The sequence below is a fragment of the Bradyrhizobium erythrophlei genome, assembly GCF_900129505.1.
GTDB classification, from domain to species: Bacteria; Pseudomonadota; Alphaproteobacteria; order Rhizobiales; family Xanthobacteraceae; genus Bradyrhizobium; species Bradyrhizobium erythrophlei_D.
The window spans coordinates 8,346,263-8,370,973 of the sequence record NZ_LT670818.1; the positions used below are offsets into that span (position 1 = coordinate 8,346,263).

At 62.8% G+C, this 24,711-nt stretch carries 31 protein-coding genes and 1 riboswitch; of the genes, 17 read left to right on the forward strand and 14 right to left on the reverse strand.

The annotated features are described in order from the left end of the window. Window positions 1–251: 251 nt before the first annotated feature. Window positions 252–917 carry a TetR/AcrR family transcriptional regulator gene (locus tag B5525_RS39470; protein ID WP_079571583.1) on the forward strand — a complete coding sequence of 222 codons (666 nt, stop codon included), beginning with the start codon at window positions 252–254 and terminating at the stop codon, window positions 915–917. Window positions 918–1,063: 146 nt separating this feature from the next. Here B5525_RS39470 and B5525_RS39475 read toward each other — a convergent pair whose 3' ends face one another. Further along, complete coding sequence (locus tag B5525_RS39475; RefSeq protein WP_079571585.1) at window positions 1,064–2,266, reverse strand: TrmJ/YjtD family RNA methyltransferase; 1,203 nt, start codon at window positions 2,264–2,266, stop codon at window positions 1,064–1,066. Between the two features lie 280 nt (window positions 2,267–2,546). On the opposite strand from B5525_RS39475, the gene B5525_RS39480 reads away from it, so the two are divergent. From B5525_RS39480 to B5525_RS39500, 5 genes are all read left to right on the forward strand, one after another. Then, window positions 2,547–4,274, forward strand: a complete 1,728-nt coding sequence (locus B5525_RS39480) for an alpha/beta hydrolase family protein (RefSeq protein ID WP_079574400.1) — start codon at window positions 2,547–2,549, stop codon at window positions 4,272–4,274. Between the two features lie 149 nt (window positions 4,275–4,423). Beyond that, window positions 4,424–5,638, forward strand: coding sequence for an NADP-dependent isocitrate dehydrogenase (locus B5525_RS39485; RefSeq protein ID WP_079571587.1), 1,215 nt, complete (start codon window positions 4,424–4,426; stop codon window positions 5,636–5,638). A gap of 38 nt (window positions 5,639–5,676) precedes the next feature. Further along, window positions 5,677–6,201 carry a DUF3455 domain-containing protein gene (locus tag B5525_RS39490; protein ID WP_425305239.1) on the forward strand — a complete coding sequence of 175 codons (525 nt, stop codon included), beginning with the start codon at window positions 5,677–5,679 and terminating at the stop codon, window positions 6,199–6,201. Window positions 6,202–6,209: 8 nt separating this feature from the next. Further along, the gene (locus tag B5525_RS39495; RefSeq protein WP_079571588.1) at window positions 6,210–6,494 is read left to right on the forward strand and encodes a DUF3303 domain-containing protein; all 285 of its coding nucleotides are present in this window, start codon (window positions 6,210–6,212) and stop codon (window positions 6,492–6,494) included. A 33-nt stretch (window positions 6,495–6,527) separates the two neighbouring features. Continuing rightward, window positions 6,528–7,394, forward strand: a complete 867-nt coding sequence (locus B5525_RS39500; protein ID WP_079571590.1) for a protein-L-isoaspartate O-methyltransferase family protein — start codon at window positions 6,528–6,530, stop codon at window positions 7,392–7,394. 18 nt (window positions 7,395–7,412) lie between these two features. Here the strand turns inward: B5525_RS39500 and B5525_RS39505 are convergent, their stop codons facing one another. The 3 genes from B5525_RS39505 to B5525_RS39510 all read right to left on the reverse strand — a co-directional run bounded on the left by B5525_RS39505 (window position 7,413) and on the right by B5525_RS39510 (window position 8,255). Continuing rightward, window positions 7,413–7,718, reverse strand: coding sequence for a hypothetical protein (locus B5525_RS39505; protein ID WP_244567736.1), 306 nt, complete (start codon window positions 7,716–7,718; stop codon window positions 7,413–7,415). 105 nt (window positions 7,719–7,823) lie between these two features. Continuing rightward, a complete protein-coding gene (locus tag B5525_RS47400; protein ID WP_276328821.1) occupies window positions 7,824–7,958 on the reverse strand; it encodes a hypothetical protein in 135 nt (44 codons plus the stop codon). A 48-nt stretch (window positions 7,959–8,006) separates the two neighbouring features. Then, window positions 8,007–8,255 (reverse strand): hypothetical protein, encoded by a 249-nt coding sequence (locus B5525_RS39510; protein ID WP_079571593.1) that lies wholly within the window; start codon window positions 8,253–8,255, stop codon window positions 8,007–8,009. A gap of 506 nt (window positions 8,256–8,761) precedes the next feature. Between B5525_RS39510 and B5525_RS39515 the strand changes: the two genes are divergently transcribed. Continuing rightward, the gene (locus B5525_RS39515; RefSeq protein WP_079571594.1) at window positions 8,762–9,001 is read left to right on the forward strand and encodes a hypothetical protein; all 240 of its coding nucleotides are present in this window, start codon (window positions 8,762–8,764) and stop codon (window positions 8,999–9,001) included. Window positions 9,002–9,237: 236 nt separating this feature from the next. On the opposite strand, the gene B5525_RS39525 is transcribed toward B5525_RS39515, so the two are convergent. From B5525_RS39525 to B5525_RS45110, 5 genes are all read right to left on the reverse strand, one after another. Beyond that, window positions 9,238–9,417, reverse strand: a complete 180-nt coding sequence (locus B5525_RS39525) for a hypothetical protein (protein WP_079571597.1) — start codon at window positions 9,415–9,417, stop codon at window positions 9,238–9,240. A gap of 52 nt (window positions 9,418–9,469) precedes the next feature. Next, entirely contained in the window at window positions 9,470–9,706 is a 237-nt protein-coding gene (locus B5525_RS39530) for a hypothetical protein (RefSeq protein ID WP_079571599.1), read from the reverse strand. Window positions 9,707–9,854: 148 nt separating this feature from the next. After that, a complete protein-coding gene (locus B5525_RS39535) occupies window positions 9,855–10,085 on the reverse strand; it encodes a PRC-barrel domain-containing protein (protein WP_079571600.1) in 231 nt (76 codons plus the stop codon). Window positions 10,086–10,378: 293 nt separating this feature from the next. Then, window positions 10,379–10,639, reverse strand: coding sequence for a DUF1488 domain-containing protein (locus tag B5525_RS39540; protein ID WP_079574403.1), 261 nt, complete (start codon window positions 10,637–10,639; stop codon window positions 10,379–10,381). After that, complete coding sequence (locus B5525_RS45110; protein WP_154073722.1) at window positions 10,632–10,952, reverse strand: hypothetical protein; 321 nt, start codon at window positions 10,950–10,952, stop codon at window positions 10,632–10,634. Before B5525_RS45110 ends, B5525_RS39540 begins: the two co-directional genes overlap by 8 nt. Before the next feature lie 494 nt (window positions 10,953–11,446). Between B5525_RS45110 and B5525_RS39550 the strand changes: the two genes are divergently transcribed. Continuing rightward, window positions 11,447–11,833 carry a response regulator gene (locus B5525_RS39550; protein WP_425305240.1) on the forward strand — a complete coding sequence of 129 codons (387 nt, stop codon included), beginning with the start codon at window positions 11,447–11,449 and terminating at the stop codon, window positions 11,831–11,833. A 102-nt stretch (window positions 11,834–11,935) separates the two neighbouring features. Continuing rightward, window positions 11,936–12,733, forward strand: a complete 798-nt coding sequence (locus tag B5525_RS39555) for a sensor histidine kinase (protein ID WP_079571603.1) — start codon at window positions 11,936–11,938, stop codon at window positions 12,731–12,733. 46 nt (window positions 12,734–12,779) lie between these two features. Here B5525_RS39555 and B5525_RS39560 read toward each other — a convergent pair whose 3' ends face one another. Next, window positions 12,780–12,986 carry a hypothetical protein gene (locus tag B5525_RS39560; protein WP_079571605.1) on the reverse strand — a complete coding sequence of 69 codons (207 nt, stop codon included), beginning with the start codon at window positions 12,984–12,986 and terminating at the stop codon, window positions 12,780–12,782. A 533-nt stretch (window positions 12,987–13,519) separates the two neighbouring features. Then, on the reverse strand, window positions 13,520–14,326 hold the full coding sequence (locus B5525_RS39570) for a transglutaminase-like domain-containing protein (protein ID WP_079571608.1): 807 nt from the start codon (window positions 14,324–14,326) through the stop codon (window positions 13,520–13,522). Window positions 14,327–14,670: 344 nt separating this feature from the next. Here B5525_RS39570 and B5525_RS39575 point away from each other — a divergent pair, with 344 nt between their 5' ends. The 5 genes from B5525_RS39575 to B5525_RS39595 all read left to right on the forward strand — a co-directional run bounded on the left by B5525_RS39575 (window position 14,671) and on the right by B5525_RS39595 (window position 16,094). Then, window positions 14,671–14,934: a hypothetical protein gene (locus tag B5525_RS39575; protein ID WP_079571609.1), complete on the forward strand. Its 264-nt coding sequence runs from the start codon at window positions 14,671–14,673 to the stop codon at window positions 14,932–14,934. Next, on the forward strand, window positions 14,931–15,227 hold the full coding sequence (locus B5525_RS39580; RefSeq protein ID WP_079571611.1) for a hypothetical protein: 297 nt from the start codon (window positions 14,931–14,933) through the stop codon (window positions 15,225–15,227). Before B5525_RS39575 ends, B5525_RS39580 begins: the two co-directional genes overlap by 4 nt. Window positions 15,228–15,301: 74 nt before the next feature. Next, window positions 15,302–15,496 carry a hypothetical protein gene (locus B5525_RS39585; protein ID WP_079574407.1) on the forward strand — a complete coding sequence of 65 codons (195 nt, stop codon included), beginning with the start codon at window positions 15,302–15,304 and terminating at the stop codon, window positions 15,494–15,496. Window positions 15,497–15,578: 82 nt separating this feature from the next. Further along, window positions 15,579–15,863 carry a DUF1488 family protein gene (locus B5525_RS39590; protein ID WP_079571613.1) on the forward strand — a complete coding sequence of 95 codons (285 nt, stop codon included), beginning with the start codon at window positions 15,579–15,581 and terminating at the stop codon, window positions 15,861–15,863. Beyond that, window positions 15,864–16,094: a hypothetical protein gene (locus tag B5525_RS39595; RefSeq protein WP_079571615.1), complete on the forward strand. Its 231-nt coding sequence runs from the start codon at window positions 15,864–15,866 to the stop codon at window positions 16,092–16,094. It abuts the gene before it with no gap. A 17-nt stretch (window positions 16,095–16,111) separates the two neighbouring features. On the opposite strand, the gene B5525_RS39600 is transcribed toward B5525_RS39595, so the two are convergent. Together B5525_RS39600 and alaS are read right to left on the reverse strand one after the other, a co-directional pair. Then, window positions 16,112–16,318: a hypothetical protein gene (locus B5525_RS39600; protein WP_079571616.1), complete on the reverse strand. Its 207-nt coding sequence runs from the start codon at window positions 16,316–16,318 to the stop codon at window positions 16,112–16,114. A gap of 138 nt (window positions 16,319–16,456) precedes the next feature. Continuing rightward, window positions 16,457–19,141, reverse strand: a complete 2,685-nt coding sequence (alaS, locus tag B5525_RS39605) for an alanine--tRNA ligase (RefSeq protein ID WP_079571618.1) — start codon at window positions 19,139–19,141, stop codon at window positions 16,457–16,459. Between the two features lie 192 nt (window positions 19,142–19,333). Next, window positions 19,334–19,423, forward strand: a riboswitch (glycine riboswitch). 138 nt (window positions 19,424–19,561) lie between these two features. On the opposite strand from alaS, the gene gcvT reads away from it, so the two are divergent. The 3 genes from gcvT (at window position 19,562) to gcvP (ending at window position 24,126) form a co-directional block, all read left to right on the forward strand. Further along, window positions 19,562–20,710 (forward strand): glycine cleavage system aminomethyltransferase GcvT, encoded by a 1,149-nt coding sequence (gene gcvT, locus B5525_RS39610; RefSeq protein ID WP_079571620.1) that lies wholly within the window; start codon window positions 19,562–19,564, stop codon window positions 20,708–20,710. 9 nt (window positions 20,711–20,719) lie between these two features. Next, complete coding sequence (gcvH, locus tag B5525_RS39615) at window positions 20,720–21,085, forward strand: glycine cleavage system protein GcvH (RefSeq protein WP_079571621.1); 366 nt, start codon at window positions 20,720–20,722, stop codon at window positions 21,083–21,085. A 155-nt stretch (window positions 21,086–21,240) separates the two neighbouring features. Continuing rightward, on the forward strand, window positions 21,241–24,126 hold the full coding sequence (gene gcvP, locus B5525_RS39620; protein ID WP_079571623.1) for an aminomethyl-transferring glycine dehydrogenase: 2,886 nt from the start codon (window positions 21,241–21,243) through the stop codon (window positions 24,124–24,126). 64 nt (window positions 24,127–24,190) lie between these two features. Here gcvP and B5525_RS39625 read toward each other — a convergent pair whose 3' ends face one another. Continuing rightward, window positions 24,191–24,628, reverse strand: coding sequence for a hypothetical protein (locus B5525_RS39625; protein WP_079571624.1), 438 nt, complete (start codon window positions 24,626–24,628; stop codon window positions 24,191–24,193). Between the last annotated feature and the right edge of the window lie 83 nt (window positions 24,629–24,711).

A 24,711-nucleotide genomic window follows, 5' to 3' on the forward strand; every position in this document is an offset into this window, starting at 1 on the left:
TTTTCTCCCTAGGGCAGAGGATACCGAACGGTCTGTTTCCTGCACGAAGCGTGCCAGAGGCGCCGGACGAGAAAAGGCGAAATCTTCAAACCGGTTAGCGTGCCCTGCCTGGGAATCGGTCAGCCGCGGACTGCTCAAACGCGATGCAATTGCCGGTGCGATGCGATTATTTTGCGCGCAAATCCGGGGGACGATGGACGAACGAAGATGTCACTTGATGATTGCCGGGCAGTTCGATTAACTTGGCCCGCATGGGCAAATCATCCACGAAGAAGGGTATCGTCGCGGAGACCATCGCCGGCGGCGACGAGGAAACCGCACGCGGGCGTTTGCTCAGTGCAGCGACGCGGCTGTTCTGCAAGAACGGCATCAACGCCACCGGCATCGATGCCATCATCAACGAAGCCGGCACCGCGAAGACCACGCTCTACAAACTGTTCGGATCGAAAACCAATCTCGTGCATGCGGTGCTGGAGAGCGAAGGCAAGCAGTGGCGCGAGTGGTTCATCGCGTCCGTCGAGGCCGGCGGCGGCAGCGCGCAGGCAAAACTGACACGGATTTTCCCGGCGCTAAAGGAATGGTTCCGCGAGGAACGCTTCTACGGCTGCCCTTTCATCAACGCGGTCGGTGAACACGACAAGGACCTGAAGCAGTTCCGCGCCATAGCGATGAAGCACAAGAAGGTCGTGCTGGCCTATATCGAGAAACTCGCCGGCGAAATGGGCGCGGCGGAGCCGGAGATGCTGGCGCACCAACTTGGCATCCTGATCGACGGCGCCATCGTTGCCGCCATGGTCTCGCGCGATCCCGGCGTCGCCGACACCGCGGGACTCGTCGCCTGCTCGCTGTTCCCGCCGGCAAGGGTGAAGAAGCTGAAGCGCGCGGCGGGTGCGCCGGTGGAGTTGGTGGCGGTTTAACGCTGCCTGTTGAAACCGTCATTGCGAGGAGCGAAGCGACGAAGCAATCCAGCTTTGCTTGCTGCACTGCCGGTATGGATTGCTTCGCGGAGCCGGTCATCGGGCGGCGCTTTGCGCCGACCCGTTGGCTCGCAATGACGAGCTAACTACCGCCGCTCCAGCACACCCGTTTCCAGCTGGTCGAGCTGCGCGGCCAGATTGGCCTCGACATCTTCGACCTTCATGCTGATGACGCGGTAGCCTCGCGCCTCCAACCATTCCTGCCGCATGGCGCGGTCCCTGGCGATCACTTCAGTCTCATCGGGATTGATCAGCTCGATCGCGATCCGGTGCACGAACGAGACGAAATCGGGAATATGGCGGCCGACCGGGGTCTGGCGCTTGAACTCGCCGGCGAAACGGCGATCCCGGGTCAGCGCCTGCCACAAAATGCGCTCGGCGTCGGTCGGGTTTCGCCGCAACAGCCGCGCCAGCCCGCGCACGGTGCCGCTCTCGGAAGGTAGCGCCCCCTGCCCGTGTTCGGCGAGCAGCGCGCGCAGCCTCGTCGCCTGGTCGCCGTCGAGCACGCCGCCCTTGGCCGGACCCTTGCGCCCCTCCGCGATCGCCATCACCACGCCGTGCAAGGTGTGCATATCCTGCTTGGTCGGGTCCATGCGGGCGAAGATATTGCGCAGATTGACCAGCATGGTCTCGCGCTTCTCCGCCGGGCGCAGGAACTCGACCCGGTCGAGCTCGCGCACCAGATTGTCGAAGAAGGCCTGCATCTGGTGCTGCGAGGCGGGCTCGGAACGCTCCGGCATCGCAAACGGCAACGCGCCCGCGGTCGACAGCTTGAACCACTCATAGCCGATCAGCAGCACCGCCTGCGCCAGATTGAGCGAGGCAAAGCCGGGATTGACCGGAAAGGTGACGATCCGGTTGGCGAGCGCCACCTCCTCGTTCTGCAGGCCGTAACGCTCGCGGCCAAAGAGGATGCCGACCGTGCCGCCGCTCTTGAACTCCCCGGCCATTTCCAGTGCGGCGGCTTCCGGCGCCACCACCGGTTTGGCCTGGTCATGGGCACGGGCTGTGGTGGCGAACAGCAGCGTGCAATCGGCGACCGCCTGCTCCACCGTATCGAACAGCTCGACGCGTTCCAGGATATGGTCGGCGCCGGAAGCCGCTCGCTGCGCGCTGATGTTCGGCCAGCCGTCGCGCGGCTTGACGAGGCGCAGCCGCGTCAGCGCAAAATTGCCCATCGCGCGCGCGGTCATGCCGATGTTTTCGCCGAGCTGCGGCTCGACCAGAATCACAACGGGTCCTGTCAGCTCAACGCCTGTCTTGGTCTTGTCGGTGCCCGAACCGGACATCTCACTTCACTTTCTGATTCAAGTCTCAAGGGCAGCCTGAACCAGATTCGGAAGAACCGGATTCAACGCCTTCGGCTGCGGCCCGCATTCGATTGCTGAGCCGGCAGCGTTTCTCAAGCAATATAATTGGCTTAGCAAGGCTTTCTGATTTCGGTTGAAAGCTCGACCCGGCCGTTTGCGCGCGTCCGGCTTTCGGATACGGTATCAATCACAAATAAAATGAAGCTGCAAATTCAACCCCAAAGGGCCGCTCAACGGCTCGGGGATGTGGGAGGCTAACATGCGCCGCAGATGGTCCCTGGCGATCGCCGGGGTGATCTTGATTCTCGCTGGCGGGATGCTGGCCTGGCTGACGCAGACCTCAGGCGGCATCCGGATCGAGGATATCCGCTTTAAGGGCGCCAAGGGCAACACCATGAGCGCCCTGCTCTATATCCCGCCGAATGCGACTGCGCAGACCCCCGCCCCCGGCATCCTCGCGGTGCACGGCTACATCAATTCGCGCGAGACCCAGGACGGCTTTGCGATCGAATTCGCCCGACGGGGTTACGTGGTGCTGGCGCTGGACCAGACCGGCCACGGCTACGGCGACCCGCCGGCCTTCGCCAACGGCTTTGGCGGTCCCGATGGGCTGGCGCATCTGCGCAGCCTCGACTTCGTCGACAAGAATAATATCGGCCTCGAAGGCCACTCGATGGGCGGCTGGACGGTGCTTGCCGCCGCGGCCGCGATGCCGAACGACTACAAGTCGATGGTGCTGGAGGGCTCCTCGACGGGCAAGCCGTTCGCCGCCGACGGCACCGCCAGTTGGCCGCGCAACGTCGCTCTGGTGTTCGCGCAATACGAGGAATTTTCCAATCTGATGTGGGGCGTGGAGCGCGCCCGCGACGTCACTCAAAGCCCGAAACTCTGGGCGATGTTCGGCACCCAAGGTCCGGTCGAGCCCGGCAAAGTCTATGGCGACATCGCGCAAGGCACGGCAAGGGTGCTCTATACGCCGGCGATCACCCACCCCGCCGAACACATTTCGCATGAGGCGATCGGCTACAGCCTTGACTGGTTCGCCAAGACGCTGCAGGGCGGGACGCCGCGCCCAGTGGACGACCAGATCTGGTTCCGCAAGGAAATCGGCACGCTGATCGCACTGATCGGCTTTGTCGCGCTGCTGATCGGGGTGTTCGACGGCCTGCTCGAGGCGCCGATGTTTTCGCACCTGCGCCTGCCCGAGATCGCCGACGGTACTGAGCCGGCTCCGACGGCGCCCGACAGCCGGCGCTGGACCGCGGCGTTCATCCTGACCGCCTTCATCCCCGCGCTGACCTATTACCCGGCCTTCGCGCTAGCCGGCACCTTTGTCACGGCGTCGGCCTGGCTGCCCCAGGGCATCACCAACCAGATCATGGTCTGGGCCATCATCAATGCGCTGATCACGCTGGCGCTGATGCCGTTCGCGCCGAAGCGCGCCTCGCGAAGCGGTATCATCGGGCCGTCGATCCTGATCGCGCTCCTGACAATCATTGTCGGCTATGCCGCGCTGTGGCTGGCAGACCTCGCCTTCAAGATCGATTTCCGGTTCTGGATCGTCGCGCTGAAGCTGATGAGCGCCAGGCAGTTCCTGATATTCCTGATCTATCTGCTGCCGTTCACGGCGTTCTTCGTGATCGCCCTGCACGTGCTGCACCGGAACTTCTCAACCATCGCGGCTCCCCGGGCAGCCCTCTATTTCACCAACGTCCTGGCCCTGACGCTCGGCTTCATCGTGCTGCTCGGCCTGCAATACGGCACGCTGTGGCTATCCGGCAAACTGTTCAACCCGCTGCCCGATCCCGGCTTCGTGCCGCTTTCCACCATCGTCGCCATCCAGTTCGTGCCCCTGCTTGGAATCTGCGCCATTATCGCGACCTTCACCTGGCGGCGGACCGGCTCCAGCCTGCCCGGCGCCCTGATCTGTGGGCTGTTCGCGACCTGGTATGTGGTGGCGGGCACGGCCACACAGGCGGCGTTCTAAAGTGCTTTTTAGCGAAGTGGGAGGCGAAGTCGGAGCTGTGGGCTGAAACTGCATAACGCCTTGGCTTTCGCCTTCGCGTCGGCGGTGCTATAGCCCGCATATCTCACCCCCTCCGTCCTCCGCGCTAATTCCAAAAAGGCCCGATCTCCATGGCAAAAATCAAGGTGACCAACCCCGTCGTCGAACTCGATGGCGACGAGATGACCCGGATCATCTGGCAGTACATCAAGGACAAGCTGATTACCCCGTTCCTCGATATCAACCTGATGTATTTCGACCTCGGGATGGAATACCGCGACAAGACCAACGACCAGGTCACCGTGGACGCCGCCAACGCCATCAAGAAGGTCGGCGTCGGCGTCAAGTGCGCCACCATCACCCCCGACGAGGCCCGGGTGAAGGAGTTCGGCCTGAAGGAGATGTGGAAGTCGCCGAACGGCACCATCCGCAACATCCTCGGCGGCGTGGTGTTCCGCGAGCCCATCATCTGCAAGAACGTGCCGCGGTTGGTGCCGGGCTGGACCAAGCCGATCATCATCGGCCGCCACGCCTTCGGCGACCAGTACCGCGCCACCGATTTCAAGTTTCCCGGCAAGGGCACCCTGACGATGAAATTCGTCGGCGAGGACGGCAAGGTGATCGAGCGCGACGTCTACAAGTCCCCGAGCGCCGGCGTCGCTCTCGCTATGTACAATCTCGACGATTCCATCGCCGATTTCGCGCGCGCCTCGCTCAACATGGGCCTTGCGAAAAACTATTCGGTCTACCTGTCGACCAAGAACACCATCCTCAAGGTCTATGACGGCCGCTTCAAGGACATCTTCCAGGACGTCTTCGACAAGGAATTCAAGACCCAATTCGACGCCAAGAAGATCACCTACGAACATCGCCTGATCGACGACATGGTCGCCGCCGCGATGAAGTGGTCAGGCGGCTACGTCTGGGCCTGCAAGAACTACGACGGCGACGTGCAGTCCGATACGGTGGCGCAGGGCTACGGCTCGCTCGGCCTGATGACCTCGGTGCTGATGACGCCGGACGGCAAGACGGTGGAAGCCGAGGCCGCCCACGGCACGGTCACGCGGCATTACCGCGAGCATCAGAAGGGCAAGGAGACCTCGACCAACTCGATCGCCTCGATCTTCGCCTGGACCCGCGGCCTGTCGCACCGCGCCAAGCTCGACAACAATGCCGAGCTGGAGAAGTTCGCAGCAACGCTGGAGAAGGTCTGCGTCGAGACCGTCGAGGCCGGCTTCATGACCAAGGATCTCGCGCTCCTGGTCGGCGCCGAACAGCGCTGGCTCTCCACCACCGGTTTCCTCGACAAGGTCGCGGAAAACCTGACCAAGGCGATCGCGGCGTAGACGGTCGGAAATGCTGTAGGTTGTTCCTGGAGGCCAACGTGGAAAGTTCGATCAAGCCGCTCCTAGGGAAAGCCGCTGTCGCGATCCTGTTGTTCGCGGGCTCGCTCGTGAACGCAACAGCCGCCGAAACATCCATCCCCGGCGCCATCGCGGCGCCAGGCGAGACGATTTTGCTCACCGCGCATGCCGAAGGCGCGCAGGTGTATGAATGCAAAGCGGGCGTCGACGGCAAGCCAGCCTGGACGTTCCGCGAACCGATCGCCACGCTGCTGGTCGATGGCAAGACCATCGGCCGCCACTATGCCGGACCGAACTGGGAGCATAACGACGGCAGCGCCGTGGTCGGCAAGGTCACAGGCAGTGCTCCGGGTGCAGCGGCGAGCGATATCGCCTGGCTGAAGCTCGAGGTGGTTTCCCGCCGCGGCAACGGCGTTCTCACTCCGGCGACGACCGTGCAGCGGATCAATACCAGCGGCGGCAAGCTCGATGGCGCATGCGACCGGCCCGGCGCGTCCCGCAGCGCGCCCTACTCCGCGGACTATGTGTTCCTGCGCAAGGGGTGAGCTTGCCCATGCTCTTCATGGTGATCGAGCGTTTCAAGGACCGGGATCCGATCCCGGTCTACAAGCGCGTGCGCGATGCGGGCATCAAATTTCCCGAAGGGCTGAAATATGTCGGCAGCTGGATCGAGTCCAATTTCGATCGCTGTTTTCAGCTGATGGAATGCGACGACGCCCGGCTGCTGCAGGAATGGATCCTGAACTGCCAGGGGCTCGGCATGACCTTCGAGGTCGTGCCGGTGGTGCCGAGCACAGAGACGCGCGAAGTGGTCGCGCCGTTTCTGGATTCGAACTAGCCTCCTGCCTGGCACCATCCGCAGGAGACCGCGATGACCGATCCGATCGAAACCCGGCGCCGGTTCTATGCGGAGGAACTTCGCTTCACCACCCACATGAGCTCCGCCCGGGTGCAAGGAGCCTTCGCAACGGTGCCGCGCGAGCGGTTCGTCGGCGACGGACCGTGGCGGGTCAAGAGCCTCTGGAACTTGGCCGACTATTGGACCACGGAGGATGCCGATCCCCAAAACGTCTATCACGACATCCTCATCGCGCTCGACGAGACGCTCGGCCTCAACAATGGCCAGCCCAGCCTCTGGGCCTTTCTGTTCGACAGGCTCGGCGTCGCCGCCGGCGAGCAAGTGCTGCATCTCGGCAGCGGTACCGGCTACTACACCGCGATCCTCGCCGAACTGGTCGGGAACGAAGGCAGCGTCACCGCGATCGAAATCGAGCCGTCGATGGCAGAGCGGGCAAGGCCGGCATTGGCGCCGTGGCCGCAAATTATCCTCGTCCACGGTGACGGCGCCAGCGGTCCGTTTTCGCCGGTCGATCTAATCGTCGCCAGCGCGGGCGCGACCCATCCGCTGCCGATCTGGATCGATGCACTGAAACCCGGCGGGCGGCTGTTGTTTCCGATGACGGTCACGCGTGGGCCCGGCGGCATGCTGCTGGTGAGGCGTCACGACGGCGACGAATTCAGCGCGCAATTCCTATGCGCAGCGGCCTTCTACGAATTCGCTGGCGCGCGCGATACCGATGTCGCCAGCCGTCTCGACCAAGCGCTCACGCGCGATCGCGGCGCGGGCGTCAACTCACTGCGCCGCGAGCCTCACCCGGAAGATGAAGGCTGCTGGCTGCACGGCGACGGCTGGTGCCTCTCCCGCCGCGAAATCACCGCAGTGCCGAAGGCCTCGTGACGCTGCCTTTCGCGAATATCAACAACCGCGGCAGATGTTCTTCAGCTTGGCGGTGGTCCGGGCATCTTCCTCGAGGAACGGGTCCTTGTATGCAGCTCGCGTTGTGTCGTTTTCAACAACCGCGGGCTTTGCTATTTTTGGAGGAGAAGCCGCGTCGTAACAGGCGAGCCGCCCGCTGGTGTTTTCGATGCCCCGGCATTCGGGCCCCTTGGCGAGCGCGCTTTGCGTGAATGCGCAGAGCGCCAATAGTGCGACAGTCGTTTTCATCTGATTTCCTTTGCGGGCGACATTACCCGACGCCACTCCGCGATCGAACCAGACCAAGTCCGGGTCAATCCGTTCCGATACCGATCGCACAGTGCCCGAGCCGCGGTGCCGACGGGCTCGAACCCAGTCGCTCGCCGGATACTGACGCCAGCTATTCCGCCGCTACTTCTTTTTGCCGGGGCTGAATGATGGCTGCCATCCCGCGGTCTTCTGGCTGGGGGCTGCGGCAATGGTCTTGATCTTCTCTTTTTTGGGCTTCTTGGTTTCCCGATTGCCCTTTTGTTCGCCCTTGGCCATGGATATCTCCTCACGTTTGGTGATGATGCGGCAATTGAACAGTGAATTTCACATTGACGCGTAGCGCGCCGCGCTTTTGATCGCGCCGTCGACCTCGTCTGCCAGCTCGGCTTCCCCGATTTCGTGAAGATTGGAGGCCATCGTCGATGCCTGGTCCGCGCTCATGGAGAGCGGCTCGCCCGTTTCGTAGCTGAATTTGATGCGCCAAACTCCGCCAGGGTTGCGGTGCGGCTCGATCAGCAACACCGGAAGATTGGGCAGCCCATTCTCAAGAAGCAGTGCGGATAGCGTCAGCATCACTGCACCAATTGGCTTCATCCGGCACCCGAAAGAACGACTTGAAGAGGCGCCCGGCGTAACATGACCCGCATTTGGATACTGTGCGCCCTTTGTCCGCGAATAGCCATGCCCAGGAGAGTCCATCCCGGTCTATTTCCGGCTTGGCCAGCGCCGACCATCGACCGTCCTTCTTGCGACGGCGGGGCTTTAATTCTCACCCGGGCGTCCCCACATAGTGATCATGGCACAATGGCAGGCATCGATCACGCGGGCACCCCCGAAGACCAAGGCGGAGCTGCGCCAAATGCTGACCGAGGCGGTTCGAAACACCCAGGCTGAAGCAGCCAACGGTGCAAAAAATCCGCCGAAGGCCAAAAAGGCTCACGGCTAGCTCGCGTCAGGTTTGTGATTAGCCTAGACCACCTCCTGGGTCGGCGAGGATTTTGCTCTGAGCGTGATCTAAATCAACGCCCGTGCGGTCGCGCCTGTCTTAAAATTACCAACAATGGATTGGAAGCCGTTTGATGAGGCCTCCGACGAAAAAGCCAGTCCCCGTCGTTGACGAGCCTAGGCCCGAGAAAATCGCACGAGCCGACAGGCCTCCTGCCGAGGGATTCGTGGTGGTTGTCGACGGCCACTTCAAGTCGGAGTTCGACACGGCCGAGGCTGCCGAAGCAGCGGGCCGAACACTCAAGTCGACTCATCCGATCCTCCAGATCGGGATCTATGACGCCGCAACAAAAGTCCGCACCCTCTTGACCTGACAAGCAATCAAAGGTGGCACATGAATGATCTGTCCAACGGATTCGAACTGTTGCTAGGTCACGCAACATTTAAGCTGTGGCCGGACTTGCCCCGTGACATGCAGGAAAAGCTCTTTGAGGCTGCCGTTCCCGACAACCCGCTCTTGAGATACAACTTCGCTGTATTTCTTCACGACCATCATCCGCGAACCGCACATCCGCCCAGGCCGTCCAGCCGGCGCGAGATGTGATACGATTCACGCGATGAGCCATCGTCCACTGTGAATATCGAATTTCACGACACCCTCGTCGCGCATCTTCAATAACAGGGCCTGGCACACCTCCTCATTGGCGACATTGGCGCGCTTCATGATCTCGCGGACCTTGAGCGCGTTCTGGCGAAGTGAGCTCAGGATGTTCTCTCGATCATTCAGCATGATTATTCCCCCGCAAGCCAGGTAACCCGGATTTTACTCTTGAATGAGCCATTTAGGCCATCACGAGCTTAATCTCGCCGTCTTCGATGGTTCCGGCCGCAAGCGCGTCACGCGCCATCTTTTCGATAATCAGCCAGTTTGTAAGAAGGTACTTCTGTGCCTCTGCTTTCGTAGGCAGCCTGGTTTGCAGCACGCAGCGCTGCCGCATGTTTCCGTTCGCGATCTGAAAAGAGACCGCTTGCGGTCCCTCGCGAATCTCCTGTTCGGTCGGCTTGGCAATTTTTCGCATGGGCTGTTCCTTAGTGAAGCTTTGATAGAGCCAATGCTATTGGGACGAAGCAGCCAATAGCCCACTGATGCGCCTTTACTAAGACGCCTGGCGCGAAGCGGTATCAAGCATGAATCACAGGTGAGAGGCACTTTTGATCTCGCCTCACTTAAACCGGTCCGGCATTTTCGCGGCCCTGCTGCATTTTTATGGTCGAGATCGGCCATTTCCCAACGTGCCCCCTGATGGAGATTCGCAAACCGTGCAGCTCGTCCAGCCAAACGCTCTCGACCGTGCCGGCTTTGCCGTCGGTGAGAACGACGGCTTTTCCAACGAGCTCGGATTGCACGTCCGCGAACGCGGTGAGGATCGTAGACGCGCAGAGCTTCACGGTCGTCATGGTGTTCCCCAAATAACGTGGGCGAGCGAGTCGGCGGCGTCGTGTTGCATTCGAAAGGTGCAGAAGTCGTGGCGGGCACAGGGCAACCGAGTGTCGGAAGGACTCCATGCGGGATCTTGAAATCATCCGATCGGCTGGTCTGTCATCGGTGATCGAATCGAAACGCCACGCGCGATCCGTTGCGACGCGATCAGCCACAAAGCGAAGGTCGCGACTCGCCCGATCGTCCGGGACTGCCATGGGCAATCACTTGCGCCATCGAATAGCGCGATGCATTGAACCCAGCATTTGCCTTAAAAATTCGCGGCAACCAGGTCATACGAACCTCTGCTTCCGCGAACATACATCCTCGCGGCAGCGGCACAGATCAAGTCCCGGTTGCAATCGAACGCATTCAAAAATCCCGACTCATCCGTGCGCGCATCTGGTTGAATTCGCCTCAATGCATCTTCCGCTATGAAGAATGACGCCTCTATCGCGCTGTCGTATCCCCAGAATCGCACGGCCCGCCGCGTCTGGTCATACGAGCGACTGTGATTGGGGAAATCAATCACGCGAGCGGCGCTGATCAAGTCGTCGCTGGTTCACGACTGTGCGTATCGGGATTGGGATCAGCGAGCCCCCACTGCCGAATGCGCGTTGCAGCGCGCGCTCTGCCGCTGCGGCAAGCTGGCGAAGAAAGCTCAACAGATATTTGCTGGTCATTAGGTCAACCTCACTGACACGCTCTCGCGTGGGTCTTTTGATAACATAGGCGCTAATTTCAATTTTACGAGCCGCGTCTCGGTCCAGCCGCGCGATTAGCGATAAACTGATTTGAAAGAGCGATAAACTGATTTGAAAGCGGAACTGATCGGTTCCCGACACATTGCCTCCTCGCCGCGATCACGCGGCGCCAAGGAGATACTAAATGAAACGTCTATTGCTGATCGGCGTCGCTACCTGCGCACTCGCTGCAATGTCGACTCTGTCAGCTTCGGCGTTGCCCCGCGCCACGGCAGGCACGCTGGTTGGCGATGCCGATAATTCGGTTATTCTCGTTCATGGAGGTCATGGACATTGGCACGGCCACATGGGTCATGGCAGTCGCGGTCATCATTATGGTTGGGGAAGAGGCCACCATCACGGTTGGTGATAAGGACAGACCGGACCATACCGCTCAAGGCCGCCTTAGCTGGCGGCCTCTTTGCGCACACAATTAGAAACTTGCATCGATTTCGCTGAACCCGCCCCTGATCTTCCGCTATTGTTAAAGCAATCGGGATCAAATGAGCGATGAGATACTTACCTCAACGTCCGCAGCCAATTCTCAGAGCTACGCCGCGGACTGATTTTCCCAGCTCGCCTTCGAAACGCCCGTCATGATGGTCCTGGATCACCCGCTTCCCCCCGCAGTCGTTCTCGTCGTCGAAGACGAAATGCTGCTACGGATGCGCGCGGTCGATATGGTGGAGGACGCCGGTTTTACCCCGCTTGAGGCCGTGGATGCCGACGAAGCTGTCGCCATTCTGGAATCCAGGTCCGACATCGCGCTGCTGCTCACGGACATCCAGATGCCCGGCACCATGGACGGCCTGGGACTTGCGCGCTCCGTGCGCGAACGTTGGCCGCCGATCAAGATCATCCTGGTCTCAGGCCAGTTGAGGCTGGCGGACATCGAAATTCCCGCCGACAGCCGGTTTTTCGGCAAGCCGCTCGAAGCCGGGGAAATGATTGCCGAGATGCAGAGCATGATCGGTCGCGCTTGAAGCCGTCATTATCCCGCTGAACCGCCGATAATCACGACATTCTGCCGGAACCAAGCCTCAAATGGTCCGTGCGGAAGCCGACATAGGGTGATAGTGTCAACAATGTTTGAAATCGACGACCATCAGGACGACCGCCGTTTGAGTACCGAGGCGCCGCTCCCACCGGAGTTTCTCGCGGCCGAGAATGTCAGCCTTCGGCTGCTGCTGGCGCAAGCCGAAATCGATGCGAGGGGCCTGCTTGCCCAGGCCGGCATCGACGCCAGGGAGCGCGAAGCGGCGGACAGGCTTCAGAAGCTGATCCTCGAAGAACTGCACCACCGCATCAAGAATACGCTGGCGACCGTCAGCGCCATCGCCTCCCAAAGCTTGCGCGGCGTGCCGGGCGCCGAACATGCGCAGGACGCCATCGCAGGCCGTCTGCTGGCGCTGGGGCGGGCTCACGACCTTTTATTGCAGGCAAGATGGACCAGCGCGGACCTCGGGAAGATCGTTCGCGGCGCCACCGAAGCGTTCGACAATCCGGATATGCCTAAATTCACGATTGCTGGACCCGATGTCCGGATGACGTCGGGAGCTGTGATCGCGATTGCGATGACCCTCAACGAACTCTGCACCAACACCACGAAGTTCGGCGCATTGTCGGTGGCAGCCGGCCGCGTCGACATCGGCTGGACGCTCGATCCGAGGTCGCAGCGTCTGCAACTGACATGGGCCGAGCGGAACGGCCCCGCGGTTCGCGCTCCGGAAAAGCGCAGTTTCGGCACACGCTTGATCGAGACGCTCGGCCGACAGCTAAAGGGCGACGTCCATCTGAGGTATGAACCCGGTGGCTTCACCTACGTCCTCGATGTGCCCTTGGCATCGCTGACGGCGATGACGTCCGAACAGCCCTCAGCCTGATCTCCGAGCTGCGTGCGCCGTCGAGAGGCGGCGACGCCGCTCCCCTTCAAACCGGCAACTTTTCCATTGCCTGCGCGACAACCGACACGGCAGCCGCAATCGCCGCCCATGCCGCCCAAGGCGCCTGGCGGCGCAATTGCGGAATAAACTGCTCGACATTGTCGCGAAGATCGCTTCCTGCGGCAGCGTACAGCCCGACACATGCCGAAGTCAGTGCGGCACCGATGGCGATCCAGGAAGCAGCATCCGTCATGAATCAACGCTTGCTCGCCCAGGCTGGACGGGCGCCGGTCCAGGCCGGAAGCGCATCCCATTCCGCACACCGCATCCGACGCTCTTCATCGCCGACCCTGATAAAGACAAAGGGAGCATCATCCTGGCCGGTTTTTGAACCGACGAACATTGCGGGAACTCCGTAGGCGTCCCGAACGGTTGCCGTGTTTGCCATTCCAGCTCTACCTTCCTTCAAGCCCCCGGGACGCTCGCCGTCTCCGTGCCGACAGCTGGACTACCGCTGAATGCAGCTACCGCTGAATAATCGCGGCCGCCGCGATCAGCAGCACAAAGAAGATCGGCATCAATACCGGAGGTATGAGCCACTCACGGAGATCGAACTTGCTTACGTCGGACATGTGACCGCCTTCACTGGTCGAGGCGGGAGCGCAACGCTCTCAGTCACCGATAACAGCCAGGGGGCGCGCGGTGATATCAGGGATGTAGCAGCCGACTGGCCAAATAGCGAGGTTAATCGCCGACGGCGGAAGCGACCGGCGCCGCCCGGCCGCTTCACACGATCTCGTCGGTCCACACTTTGAAGCTGACGAGCGTGTTCGGCCCAAAGGTTTGGGTGAGCGGAACGTCCGCGGCATCACGGCCCTGGGCAATCAGGACGCGACCGATTCGCGGAATGTTGTTGCGGGCATCGAAGGTATACCAGTGGCCGCCGAGATAGGCCTCGAACCAGCCGGCGAAATCTCCCACGCCGTAGGGTGGCGGCATCCCGATGTCGCCGAGATAGCCGGTGCAATATCGCGCCGGAATGTTCATGCAGCGGCAGAACGCGATGGCAAGGTGCGCGTAGTCGCGGCAGACTCCCCTGCCTTCGTTGAACACTTCCCACGCCGTCATGGTCGGCCGCGCGTGCTCATAGCCGAACGTGATGTGATGGTGCACGAAGTCGCAAATCGCCTGCACCCGCGCCCAGCCCGGCGGGGTCTTCTCAAACAGCCGCCATGCGATGTCGGAGAGCCGGTCGGTCTCGCAATAGCGGCTGCCGAGGAGATAGACGATCGCCTCCGCCGGAAGATCCTCGACCGCGTGTTGCGCGGCCGAAGGCACGATCACATCGGGAAGACCGCTGTCGCGTACCGTGCCGTCGGCAGCAAGCCGCATGCGGCCCGCCGGCGCGACGAGCCGGCTGCACCAGTTGCCGAAGCCATCCCGATAGGGCGTGATGGGGACCGAAGGGCCGGTGGTGAGGTAATCGGGCACGATGACGTCGGATGCCCGCGTGAAATGCATGCCCAGCACGGCAATCAACGGCGTCGGCTGCGGAAAGTCGTAGATCATCTCGTAGCCGACACGAAGTTTCATGCGAACACCTGACCCCAACGGTTTGCACCATTCCAAAATCGCGCCACCGCCCCCGGGCCGCAACGACATCGCTCACGGGCAGTCATTTAACCGGCGATGAAATCTATGGTCGCGGACACTGGCCAGGTCGTGCGACCCTTCCAGCTAGATAACTTGCAAAATTGTTTCCGGCGCACTGCGCAAATGGCTACGAATGCGGCCGAATACAAGGTAAGTCGGCGGTTATTCGGCCGATAGCGCCGTTTTCGCGAGAAAGCGATAGCTAATCGGGCCAAAAGAGCGCACGGTGAATCCATGCACAACACCAACGTCGGCGCCGACCGGTCCGCGAAGGACGGCGGGCTATGACCACGCGCTCGCGGCGGGAAGTGATCACCTTCCAGCACCCCTTCCAGATCAAGGGCATCGATCGCGTCCTGCCTCCGGGGGCTTACGACGTCATCACCGATGAGCAGATGATCGAAGGACTGTCGTTCGCTTCGTTCCGCCGTGTCGCCACCATGATCATGGTGCCGGCAGCACCGCCGCGCGGGGCGGCAATGGAGATGATTTCCATCGGCTCGGTCGACCTGTCCGACGCGCAGCGCATCGACGCGTGCGCCCCATGACCGACGAGCCGCTCGATCTCGACAGACACCGCGGTATCGCCGCGCAAAGGGCGACCGACATTCGTCGTGTTCTGGCGGATGTCGAGAACAATGCAAGGAAGTTGCGCGATTCTCAGGCGGCCGTCGAAAGCCAGCTCCTGTCGGCGCCGGCAGCCTCCTGGCCGGAAGCCGCCGCCAAGGCGCGCTACGTCCTGAATTCATACGCCGCCGGGCTGGCGGCGCACGACACCCATCATCGCGACCTGGTCACGGCCGTACTTGCGGACTTTGACCGGCTCTCGAACGAGAGTTGAGCGAATTGTTGTTCGAAACCGAACTTCACCCCGCGTTCGATGCGAGATCGAACGCCTATCCGAAAGCACAATCCATGCAAAATCTTTCACCGCGCCACGTCAAGGCAGAAGAGGCGCTTTGGCTCCATGTCGCATCAGGCTGGTACAGCACGAAGGTAAGCGGCACGTTTGTTTCCGGTCCCCACGATACCGAGGCCGATTGCCTTCGCAAAATCGCGGAGATCGACCCGCCGCCGGTAAAGCGCGCAAAGGTATCCGCCGCCGCGTAACGATCGAAACAACGACGGCGCCGACGCGCCGTCGTTCAATACATCGCACGAAGGCAGGAACGTCCTGCAGGAGGCAGTTAAAATGGCACTGACACGCGGCAACTTTGTCGGTTATGAGTTCGACCGGATGGTGGTCAGGTTTTCGATGGTCGACGGTCAACGGGAGATCAACTGTGCCGTCAGCACCTCCGCCATGGACGACCTGGAAAAGCCGGAGCGGACCAAGGCCGAGCAACGCGAAGCACAATTCCTGAGGCTGCGCGACCGGATCGAGGAGCAGGCTGCTCGCAAGTTCCTGGCTCAGGAGTTCGAGGGCACGCCACCCGGCATCATCCTGCGCAGCATCGATTTCCGGGTCAGCGCGTAGATGGTCCAGGAATCCCCGGCCCCGCTGAGCTCCGAAGAATTCGCCTCGTTGTTGGAAGTCAGCAAGGGCGACGCCCAGCACGATATTCCCCAGCTGCATTGGGAACGCCTGGTTGCCATGGGTTATGCCTTGAGGCGACTAGGGGTGCTTGGGCTGACCGACGCCGGGCTTCGCCGGCTTGCGGCGGGTGACGATCAAGCCCGTTCCCCGACCCCGACACTTGCGCAATAGGCACCTGCCAGGGCGGACTATTCTTTCGCCGGCTGGTCGTCGTGCTTGGCCTGGGCGACTTCAGCCGCGGCCAGATCGCCCTTCGCGGCTTCCGCGGTATCCGCTATCAGCCGCACGAAGCGCGAACCGACCGAATAGGGCAAATGATCGTGCTCGAGCAGTTCGTAAAGGCGATCCCTCAAATCAGGATCGTTCAGCCGCCTTTTGCGCGGAAGGATCGCCACTGCCGGTGTCCCGCTTTCCGGAGTTCGCCGATCTCTCGGGTGCCCCCTGATGCGAACGGTGGAAGCGGGGGACGCTCTATATAGCCGCTGGGGCGGCAAGGTATTTGATGTCCCTCAAGGCTTTGCCCACCGAACGACCTAGGCGCCGGCCATCGCCTTTTCGATAGCCGAAAGCGCGGCATCAGCCTTGGCGCCGTCGGGACCGCCCGCCTGCGCCATGTCGGGCCGCCCGCCACCGCCCTTGCCGCCGAGCACCACCGAGGCAACGCGCGCCAGATCGACCGCGTTATAGCGCGAGGTGAGATCGGAGGTGACGCCGACGACCACGCCGGCCTTGCCGTCTCCGCTGACGCCGACGATCGCGACCACGCCGGAGCCGAGCTGCTTCTTGCCGTCGTCGGCAAGGCTCTTGAGATCCTTCATCTCGATGCCCTCGACCGCGCGTGCCAACAGCTTGACGTCGCCGACATGGCGCACGCCGTTGGCGGCCGCCGCCGCTCCGTCGGAGACCGAAGCGCCGCCGCCCATCGCCAGCTTCTTGCGTGCCTCCGACAGGTCGCGCTCCAGTCGCTTGCGCTCTTCCATCAGCGAAGCGATCCGCGCCGGCACCTCGTCGACCGTGGTGCGCAGTTCCATGGCCGCGGTCTTGGCGAGTGCCATGGTGTCGTTGGCGTGCTTGCGGGCATGACGTCCGGTCAGCGCTTCGATACGGCGAACGCCCGAGGCGACCGCGCTTTCGCTGGTCACCGAGATCAGCCCGATGTCGCCGGTCCGCCTGACATGCGTGCCGCCGCACAATTCCACCGACCAGCCGAACGAGTTGGCGCCGTGTTCGCGGGCGGTTTTGCCCATCGACACCACGCGGACCTCGTCGCCATATTTCTCGCCGAACAGGGCCCGGGCGCCGGCCTCGCGGGCGTCGTCCACCGCCATCAGGCGCGTGGTGACCTCGTCATTCTCCAGCACCACATCGTTGGCGATATCCTCGATCCGGGAGAGCTCCTCCGGCGTGATCGGCTTCGGATGCACGAAGTCGAAGCGCAGGCGGTCCGGCGCCACCAGCGAGCCGCGCTGGGCGATGTGGTCGCCGAGCACCTGCCGCAAAGCCTCGTGCAGCAGATGCGTCGCCGAATGATTGGCGCGGATCGATGAGCGCCTCAAGTGATCGACATCGAGCTGCAGCGCGGTGCCGGGCTTCAAGGTGCCCTGCTCCACGGTGCCCAGATGCACGAAGAGATCGCCGGCCTTTTTCTGGGTCTCGGTGACGCGGATTCGCACGCCCTCTCCGGTCATCACGCCGGTGTCGCCGACCTGGCCGCCGGATTCGGCATAGAACGGCGTCTGGTTCAGGACGATCGCGCCGGCCTCGCCCGCCTTGAGGCTCTCGACCTCCTTGCCGTCTTTCACCAGCGCACCGACCACGCCCTCCGCGGTCTCGGTCTCGTAGCCCAAAAACTCGGTCGCGCCGAGCTTTTCGCGCAACGGAAACCAGACGTTCTCGGTGGCGGTATCGCCGGAGCCCGCCCAGGCCGCGCGCGCCTTTTCGCGCTGCCGGTCCATCGCGTCGGTGAAGGACGCGATATCGACGCCGATGCCGCGTGACTTCAGCGCGTCTTGCGTCAGATCGAGCGGAAAGCCGTAGGTGTCGTACAGCGTGAACGCGGTATCGCCGTCGAACATGTCGCCCTTCTTCAGGCCACTGCTCTTCTCGTCGAGGATCGACAGGCCCCGCTCCAACGTCTTGCGGAAGCGGGTCTCTTCCAGCCGCAGGGTTTCCTCGATCAGGTTTTCCGCGCGCACCAATTCGGGATAGGCCTGGCCCATCTCGCGCACCAGCGCCCACACCAGCCGGTGCATCAGCGGATCGCGCGCGCCGAGCAACTGCGCATGGCGCATCGCGCGCCGCATGATCCGGCGCAGCACATAGCCGCGGCCCTCGTTCGACGGCAATACGCCGTCGGCGATCAGGAAGGACGAGGCGCGCAGATGATCGGCAATCACGCGCAGCGAGGCCTTCTGCGGCCCTTGCGGATCGGCGCCGGTCAATTCGGAGATGGCGCGGATCAGGGCTACGAACAGGTCGATGTCGTAATTGTCATGCTTGCCCTGCAAGACCGCGGCGACGCGCTCCAGCCCCGCGCCGGTATCGATCGACGGCTTCGGCAAGGGATTGCGCACCCCGCCCTCGAGCTGTTCGAACTGCATGAACACGAGATTCCAGATCTCAATGAAGCGGTCGCCATCCTGCTCGGCCGAGCCCGGCGGGCCGCCCCAGATCTTGTCGCCATGGTCGTAGAAGATCTCCGAACACGGACCGCACGGACCGGTGTCGCCCATCTGCCAGAAATTGTCTGAACCGGCGATACGGATGATGCGCGACTCCGGCAGGCCTGCGATCTTCTTCCAGAGACCGAACGCCTCGTCGTCATCGATATAGACCGTTGCGGTCAGTTTATCCTTCGGCAGGCCGAATTCCTTGGTCACCAGATTCCAGGCGAGCTCGATGGCGCGGTCCTTGAAATAATCGCCGAACGAGAAATTGCCGAGCATCTCGAAAAAGGTGTGATGCCGGGCGGTATAGCCGACATTGTCGAGGTCGTTGTGTTTGCCGCCGGCGCGGACGCATTTCTGCGAGGTGGTGGCGCGCTGATAGGGCCGCTTTTCCACGCCGGTGAAGACGTTCTTGAACTGCACCATGCCGGCATTGGTGAACATCAGCGTCGGGTCGTTGCGCGGCACCAGCGGCGACGACGGCACGATCTCGTGGCCGTTATCGGCAAAGAATTTCAGAAAAGTCGACCTGATCTCGTTAACGCCGCTCATGTTGGTCCAATCGCAAAAACAACAGGGATTCGCCCGCAAAAGGCATGTGTCCCGCGACCCGCTTTTAGACAAGGGGGCTCATTGTGTCCAGAAAGTGTGCAGGAGATCAGGGGCTTGCCGCACAGCCGTTGATAGATGCTGCGACTGCGTTGACAGCCTTGGTGCTGGCGTGTTTTCTTCCTACCTGTACAAGACGTCACGTCGGGAGAGATCGGCTTAAGCGCCGGCGCCGAAGGAGCAACCGCCCCGGAAACTCTCAGGCAAACGGACCCTCGTGACTGGCTAGCATCTGGAAAGAGACACCTAAGGGCTTCGGTCCTGACGTGTCCGCCGACGGGATAATACTCTCAGGCACAGCGACAGATGGGGCTTCGACAGGTTTTCCGAGGGATTTTCCTTGGGAACCGCGAGGGCCCAGTGATGCTTGCGCGCGACGACAAATCTCCGTTGAAAACCACCCCTTTACACGCCCTGCACGTATCCAGCGGCGGCAAAATGGTGCCGTTCGCCGGTTACGACATGCCGGTGCAATTCGCATCAGGCGTGCTCCGGGAGCACCTGCATACCCGCGAGGCCGCAGGCCTGTTCGACGTCTCGCATATGGGCCAGATCGCGCTACGGCCGAAATCCGGCAAGCTGGAAGATGCGGCGCTAGCGCTGGAACGGCTGGTGCCGCAGGACATGCTCAGCGTTGCACCGGGACGACAGCGCTACGCCCAGTTCACCAATGACGCGGGCGGGATTCTCGACGACCTGATGGTCGCGAATTTCGGCAAGCTTTTGTTTCTGGTGGTCAACGCCGCCTGCAAGGCCGAGGACGAGGCCCATCTGCGGGCCGGCCTGTCGGATATCTGCGTGATCGAGCCGCTTCGCGGCCGCGCGCTGCTGGCGCTGCAGGGATCGAAGGCCGAATCGGTGCTGGCAAAACTTTGCGCGGAGGCGCCCGCGATGCGCTTCATGGATGCCGGTCCGCACCGTGTCGACGGCATCGACTGCTTCGTCTCGCGCTCCGGCTATACCGGAGAGGACGGTTTCGAGATTTCGGTTCCGGCCGAACAGGCGGAGCGGCTGGCGAAAACCCTGCTGGCGAACGGCGACGTGCTGCCGATTGGGCTCGGGGCCCGCGACAGCCTGCGGCTGGAGGCCGGGCTTTGCCTCTACGGCCACGACATCGACACCTCCACGACGCCGGTCGAGGGCGCGCTGGAATGGTCCATTCAAAAGAGCCGCCGCAAGGGCGGCGCGCGGGCCGGCGGATTTCCCGGCGCGGACCGGATTTTCGGCCAGTTCGAACAGGGCGCGCCACGCCGCCGCGTCGGGCTGCGGCCCGAGGGCCGCGCCCCCGTGCGGGAGGGCGCGCCGCTGTTTGCCGATGCCAGTTCGAGCGAACAGATCGGCGCGGTCACCTCGGGCGGATTTGGGCCGAGCCTGAACGCGCCGGTGGCGATGGGCTATCTGCCGACGCCGCGCGCCACGCTCGGCACCACCGTGTTCGCCGAATTGCGCGGCCAGCGCCTGCCGCTGCGGGTCGCGGCCATGCCCTTCGTTGCCAATACCTACAAACGCTAAGGAATCATCATGACCACGCTCTACACCTCCGATCACGAATGGCTCCGCATCGAGGGCGACGTCGCCACCATCGGCGTCACCGATTACGCCCAGTCGCAGCTCGGCGATGTCGTGTTCGTCGAACTGCCGAAGGTCGGCCGCAACCTGAAGAAGGCGGAAGCCGCCGCGGTGGTCGAATCCGTCAAGGCCGCCTCCGACGTCTACGCGCCAATTTCAGGCGAAGTGCTCGAAGTCAACGAGGCGCTCGCCAACGAGCCTGCGCTGGTGAATTCCGACGCCGCCGGCAAGGCGTGGTTTTTCAAGATCAAGATCGCAGACAAGAGCGAACTCGGCGGCCTGATGGATGAGGCCGCCTACAAGGCACATACGGCGTGAGATGATGAAGCCGACGAAAACAGCCGTCATGCCCTGCGAAGGCGGGGCATCCAGTAGCCACCGGCACCGACGATTGAACCGAGGAGCCACGGCGTACTGGATCGTCCGCGTTCGCGGACGATGACACCGAGTGTGAACATTCCAGCGAGGAACCCATGACCGCGCACCGCAAACCCGTTGACGAAGCCGCCACCAATTTCGTCCGCCGCCATATCGGCCCCTCGCCCCGCGACATGTCGGCGATGCTGGAAACGGTGGGCGCAGCGAGCCTCTCCGCGCTGATGGCGGAGACCCTGCCCGCCTCGATCCGCCAGCAGGCGCCGCTCGATCTCGGCACAGCCTTGAGCGAAACCGAAGCGCTCGCCCATACGCGCGAGCTGGCGTCGCAGAATGCGCTCTTCACTTCGCTGATCGGCCAAGGGTATTCCGGCACCATCCTGCCGGCGGTGATCCAGCGCAACATCCTGGAAAACCCCGCCTGGTACACGGCCTATACGCCGTATCAGCCGGAGATCAGCCAGGGCCGGCTGGAAGCCCTGTTCAACTTCCAGACCATGATCTCTGACCTCACCGGGCTCGACGTCGCCAACGCCTCGCTGCTGGATGAGGCGACCGCCGCGGCCGAAGCCATGGCGCTGGCCGAACGCGCCGCGCAGGCCAGGACAAAATCCTTTTTCGTCGATGCCGAGGTGCATCCGCAGACGCTGGCCGTGCTGCGCACCCGCGCCGAACCGCTCGGCTGGAACCTGATCGTCGGCGATCCCATGACCGATCTGGCCAGCGCGAACGTATTCGGCGCCCTGCTGCAATACCCGGGCACATCGGGCGCGGTGCGCGACTTCAGGCCCGCCATCGCGGCGCTGCACGCCAGGGGCGCGCTTGCGGTTGTCGCCGCCGATCTTCTGGCGCTGACGCTGCTGGCCTCGCCCGGCGACCTCGGTGCCGACATCGCCATCGGGTCGGCGCAGCGTTTTGGCGTGCCGATGGGCTATGGCGGGCCGCACGCCGCCTATATGGCGGTGCGCGATGCCCTGAAGCGCTCGCTGCCGGGGCGCATCGTCGGCCTGTCGATCGATTCGCGTGGAGAGCCCGCCTATCGCCTTGCGCTGCAGACCCGCGAGCAGCATATCCGCCGGGAAAAGGCGACCTCCAACATCTGCACCGCGCAGGTGCTTTTGGCCGTGATCGCGTCGATTTATGCGGTCTATCATGGCCCGGAGGGACTGACCCATATCGCGCGCACCATCCATCGCCGCACCGCCGTGCTGGCCGCCGGCTTGCGCAAGCTCGGCTTTGCGCCAGCGTCTGAGGCATTCTTCGATACACTGACGGTGGAAGCCGGCGGCAAGCAGGGCGAGATCATCACCCGCGCGCTGGCCGAGAAGATCAATCTGCGGATCGGCCAAGGGAAGCTACAGGGCAAGCTCGCCATCGCGCTCGACGAAACCACGACGCCCGAGATCGTCGAGGCGGTTTGGCGGGCGTTCGGCGGCAGACTGACCTACGCTGACATCGAGGCCGGCGCCCGCGATGCCCTGCCCGCCGAGTTGAAGCGCACAGCCACATTCCTGACCCATCCGGTGTTCCACGCCCACCGCTCCGAGACCGAACTGTTGCGCTACATGCGCAAGCTCAGCGACCGGGATCTTGCGCTCGACCGCGCCATGATCCCGCTCGGCTCCTGCACCATGAAGCTCAACGCCACCAGCGAGATGATCCCGCTGACCTGGCCCGAATTCGGCGCGCTCCACCCGTTTGCGCCGCGCGGCCAGGCAGAAGGCTATCACGTGCTGTTCGCCCGGCTGGAACAATGGCTGTGCGACATCACAGGCTATGACGCGATCTCGCTGCAGCCTAATTCCGGCGCGCAAGGCGAATATGCCGGGTTATTGGCGATCCGCGGCTATCACGCCGCCCGCGGCGAGCCGCGCCGCAAGGTGTGCCTGATTCCCTCCTCCGCGCACGGCACCAATCCGGCGTCGGCCCACATGGCCGGCATGAAGGTCGTGGTGGTGGCCTGCGACAGCAGAGGCGATGTCGATGTGACCGATCTGCGCGCCAAGGCCGACGCGCACGCGCTAGATCTCGCTGCCGTCATGATCACCTACCCCTCGACCCACGGCGTGTTCGAGGAGCACATCCGCGAGATCTGCGACATCGTCCACGGCCATGGCGGTCAGGTCTATCTCGACGGTGCCAATATGAACGCGCAGGTAGGACTGTCGCGGCCCGGCGATTACGGCGCCGATGTCAGCCATCTCAACCTCCACAAGACCTTCTGTATCCCACATGGCGGTGGCGGTCCCGGCATGGGCCCGATCGGCGTCAAGGCGCACCTTGCGCCATTCCTGCCCGGCCATCCCGCGGCCAATGGCAAAACGCCTGCCGCGATCGGGCCGGTATCGGCTGCGCCGTTCGGCTCGGCGTCGATCCTGACCATCTCCTACATCTACATTCTCATGATGGGCGGCGAAGGCCTTACGCGCGCTACGGAAATGGCGATCCTCAACGCCAACTACATCGCCACCAGGCTCGATCCGCATTTCCCGGTGCTGTACCGCAATGCCAAAGGGCGCGTCGCCCACGAATGCATCATCGACCCCAGAGCGCTGAAGACCTCGAGCGGCGTCACCGTCGACGACATCGCAAAAAGGCTGATCGATTACGGCTTCCACGCCCCGACCATGAGTTTTCCGGTGCCGGGCACGCTGATGATCGAGCCGACCGAATCGGAATCGAAGGCGGAACTGGATCGCTTTTGCGACGCCATGATCGCGATCCGGCGCGAGATCGCCGAGATCGAGAATGGCCGCTGGAAGGTCGAGGCCTCGCCGCTGCGCCATGCCCCCCACACCGTGCACGATATCGCCGACGATTCCTGGGCGCGTGCCTATAGCCGCGCCGAGGGCTGCTTCCCCGCCGGCACCTCGCGGTCGGACAAATACTGGTCACCGGTCGGACGGGTCGACAATGTCTATGGTGACCGCAACCTGGTGTGCTCGTGCCCGCCGATCGAGGACTACGCGCAGGCGGCGGAGTGAGACCTGCGTGTCCTGGACGGAGCGGCCTTGCCGAGCTTCGGCTGAGGCAGAACCTGCGCATCCATCAAAGAGGCGAACGAGACGGATGGCTTGTGGGCTCAGCCCGAAACGACGACAAAGATGGCCGCGATGGCTGAGGCGCAACGAGGGCCGGATTCCAGCGCCACAGACAATCATTGGTCAACCTGGTGCCGCCCCACCAGTGATCGATCGGATTGTAGTGGCTGAAATCCTCCTTGTGCGCGACAATCGCCCTGCCGAATTCGGTTAGCGACAACCGGCTTCGCCTGTACGCCGCGTCGCGGTCACGGTAGTTCTCCCTCCTGATCGTGCGCAGTTCGTCGTCAAGGCCCGCCACGGCTGGCGTCGGGCCGTGGGCCAGTCTCTCGAGCAGGAAACCGATTTCCCAGTCGCTGAAGACGCGCCGCTGGCCGAGCCCTCGAAGGTGAAACAGCGCATTTGTCAGCGAGTAGCCCCTTGCAATCAGCTCCAGCAGCCGCATTTCCGTCGCGCCAAGCCCGGTCAGCGCGGAGGGCAGCTCTTCGAGCAGGTTATACCAGCCTTCGGAAGGTCTGACTCTTTTTT

Coding starts and splice junctions, on each gene's coding strand:
- B5525_RS39535 (WP_079571600.1), bottom strand. CDS start 10,085: ATGACGACCGTGAAGCTCTGCGCGTCTACGATCCTCACCGCGTTCGCG.
- B5525_RS39625 (WP_079571624.1), bottom strand. CDS start 24,628: ATGCGGCTGCTGGAGCTGATTGCAAGGGGCTACTCGCTGACAAATGCG.
- B5525_RS39555 (WP_079571603.1), top strand. CDS start 11,936: ATGTTTGAAATCGACGACCATCAGGACGACCGCCGTTTGAGTACCGAG.
- B5525_RS47400 (WP_276328821.1), bottom strand. CDS start 7,958: ATGGCCAAGGGCGAACAAAAGGGCAATCGGGAAACCAAGAAGCCCAAA.
- B5525_RS39570 (WP_079571608.1), bottom strand. CDS start 14,326: ATGAAACTTCGTGTCGGCTACGAGATGATCTACGACTTTCCGCAGCCG.
- B5525_RS39480 (WP_079574400.1), top strand. CDS start 2,547: ATGCGCCGCAGATGGTCCCTGGCGATCGCCGGGGTGATCTTGATTCTC.
- B5525_RS39500 (WP_079571590.1), top strand. CDS start 6,528: ATGACCGATCCGATCGAAACCCGGCGCCGGTTCTATGCGGAGGAACTT.
- B5525_RS39585 (WP_079574407.1), top strand. CDS start 15,302: ATGCAAAATCTTTCACCGCGCCACGTCAAGGCAGAAGAGGCGCTTTGG.
- B5525_RS39530 (WP_079571599.1), bottom strand. CDS start 9,706: ATGCGAAAAATTGCCAAGCCGACCGAACAGGAGATTCGCGAGGGACCG.
- B5525_RS39560 (WP_079571605.1), bottom strand. CDS start 12,986: ATGACGGATGCTGCTTCCTGGATCGCCATCGGTGCCGCACTGACTTCG.
- B5525_RS39595 (WP_079571615.1), top strand. CDS start 15,864: ATGGTCCAGGAATCCCCGGCCCCGCTGAGCTCCGAAGAATTCGCCTCG.
- alaS (WP_079571618.1), bottom strand. CDS start 19,141: ATGAGCGGCGTTAACGAGATCAGGTCGACTTTTCTGAAATTCTTTGCC.
- B5525_RS39485 (WP_079571587.1), top strand. CDS start 4,424: ATGGCAAAAATCAAGGTGACCAACCCCGTCGTCGAACTCGATGGCGAC.
- gcvH (WP_079571621.1), top strand. CDS start 20,720: ATGACCACGCTCTACACCTCCGATCACGAATGGCTCCGCATCGAGGGC.
- B5525_RS39515 (WP_079571594.1), top strand. CDS start 8,762: ATGAGGCCTCCGACGAAAAAGCCAGTCCCCGTCGTTGACGAGCCTAGG.
- B5525_RS39575 (WP_079571609.1), top strand. CDS start 14,671: ATGACCACGCGCTCGCGGCGGGAAGTGATCACCTTCCAGCACCCCTTC.
- B5525_RS39495 (WP_079571588.1), top strand. CDS start 6,210: ATGCTCTTCATGGTGATCGAGCGTTTCAAGGACCGGGATCCGATCCCG.
- B5525_RS39550 (WP_425305240.1), top strand. CDS start 11,447: ATGATGGTCCTGGATCACCCGCTTCCCCCCGCAGTCGTTCTCGTCGTC.
- B5525_RS39510 (WP_079571593.1), bottom strand. CDS start 8,255: ATGCTGACGCTATCCGCACTGCTTCTTGAGAATGGGCTGCCCAATCTT.
- B5525_RS39525 (WP_079571597.1), bottom strand. CDS start 9,417: ATGCTGAATGATCGAGAGAACATCCTGAGCTCACTTCGCCAGAACGCG.
- gcvT (WP_079571620.1), top strand. CDS start 19,562: ATGCTTGCGCGCGACGACAAATCTCCGTTGAAAACCACCCCTTTACAC.
- B5525_RS39590 (WP_079571613.1), top strand. CDS start 15,579: ATGGCACTGACACGCGGCAACTTTGTCGGTTATGAGTTCGACCGGATG.
- B5525_RS39470 (WP_079571583.1), top strand. CDS start 252: ATGGGCAAATCATCCACGAAGAAGGGTATCGTCGCGGAGACCATCGCC.
- B5525_RS39580 (WP_079571611.1), top strand. CDS start 14,931: ATGACCGACGAGCCGCTCGATCTCGACAGACACCGCGGTATCGCCGCG.
- B5525_RS39475 (WP_079571585.1), bottom strand. CDS start 2,266: ATGTCCGGTTCGGGCACCGACAAGACCAAGACAGGCGTTGAGCTGACA.
- gcvP (WP_079571623.1), top strand. CDS start 21,241: ATGACCGCGCACCGCAAACCCGTTGACGAAGCCGCCACCAATTTCGTC.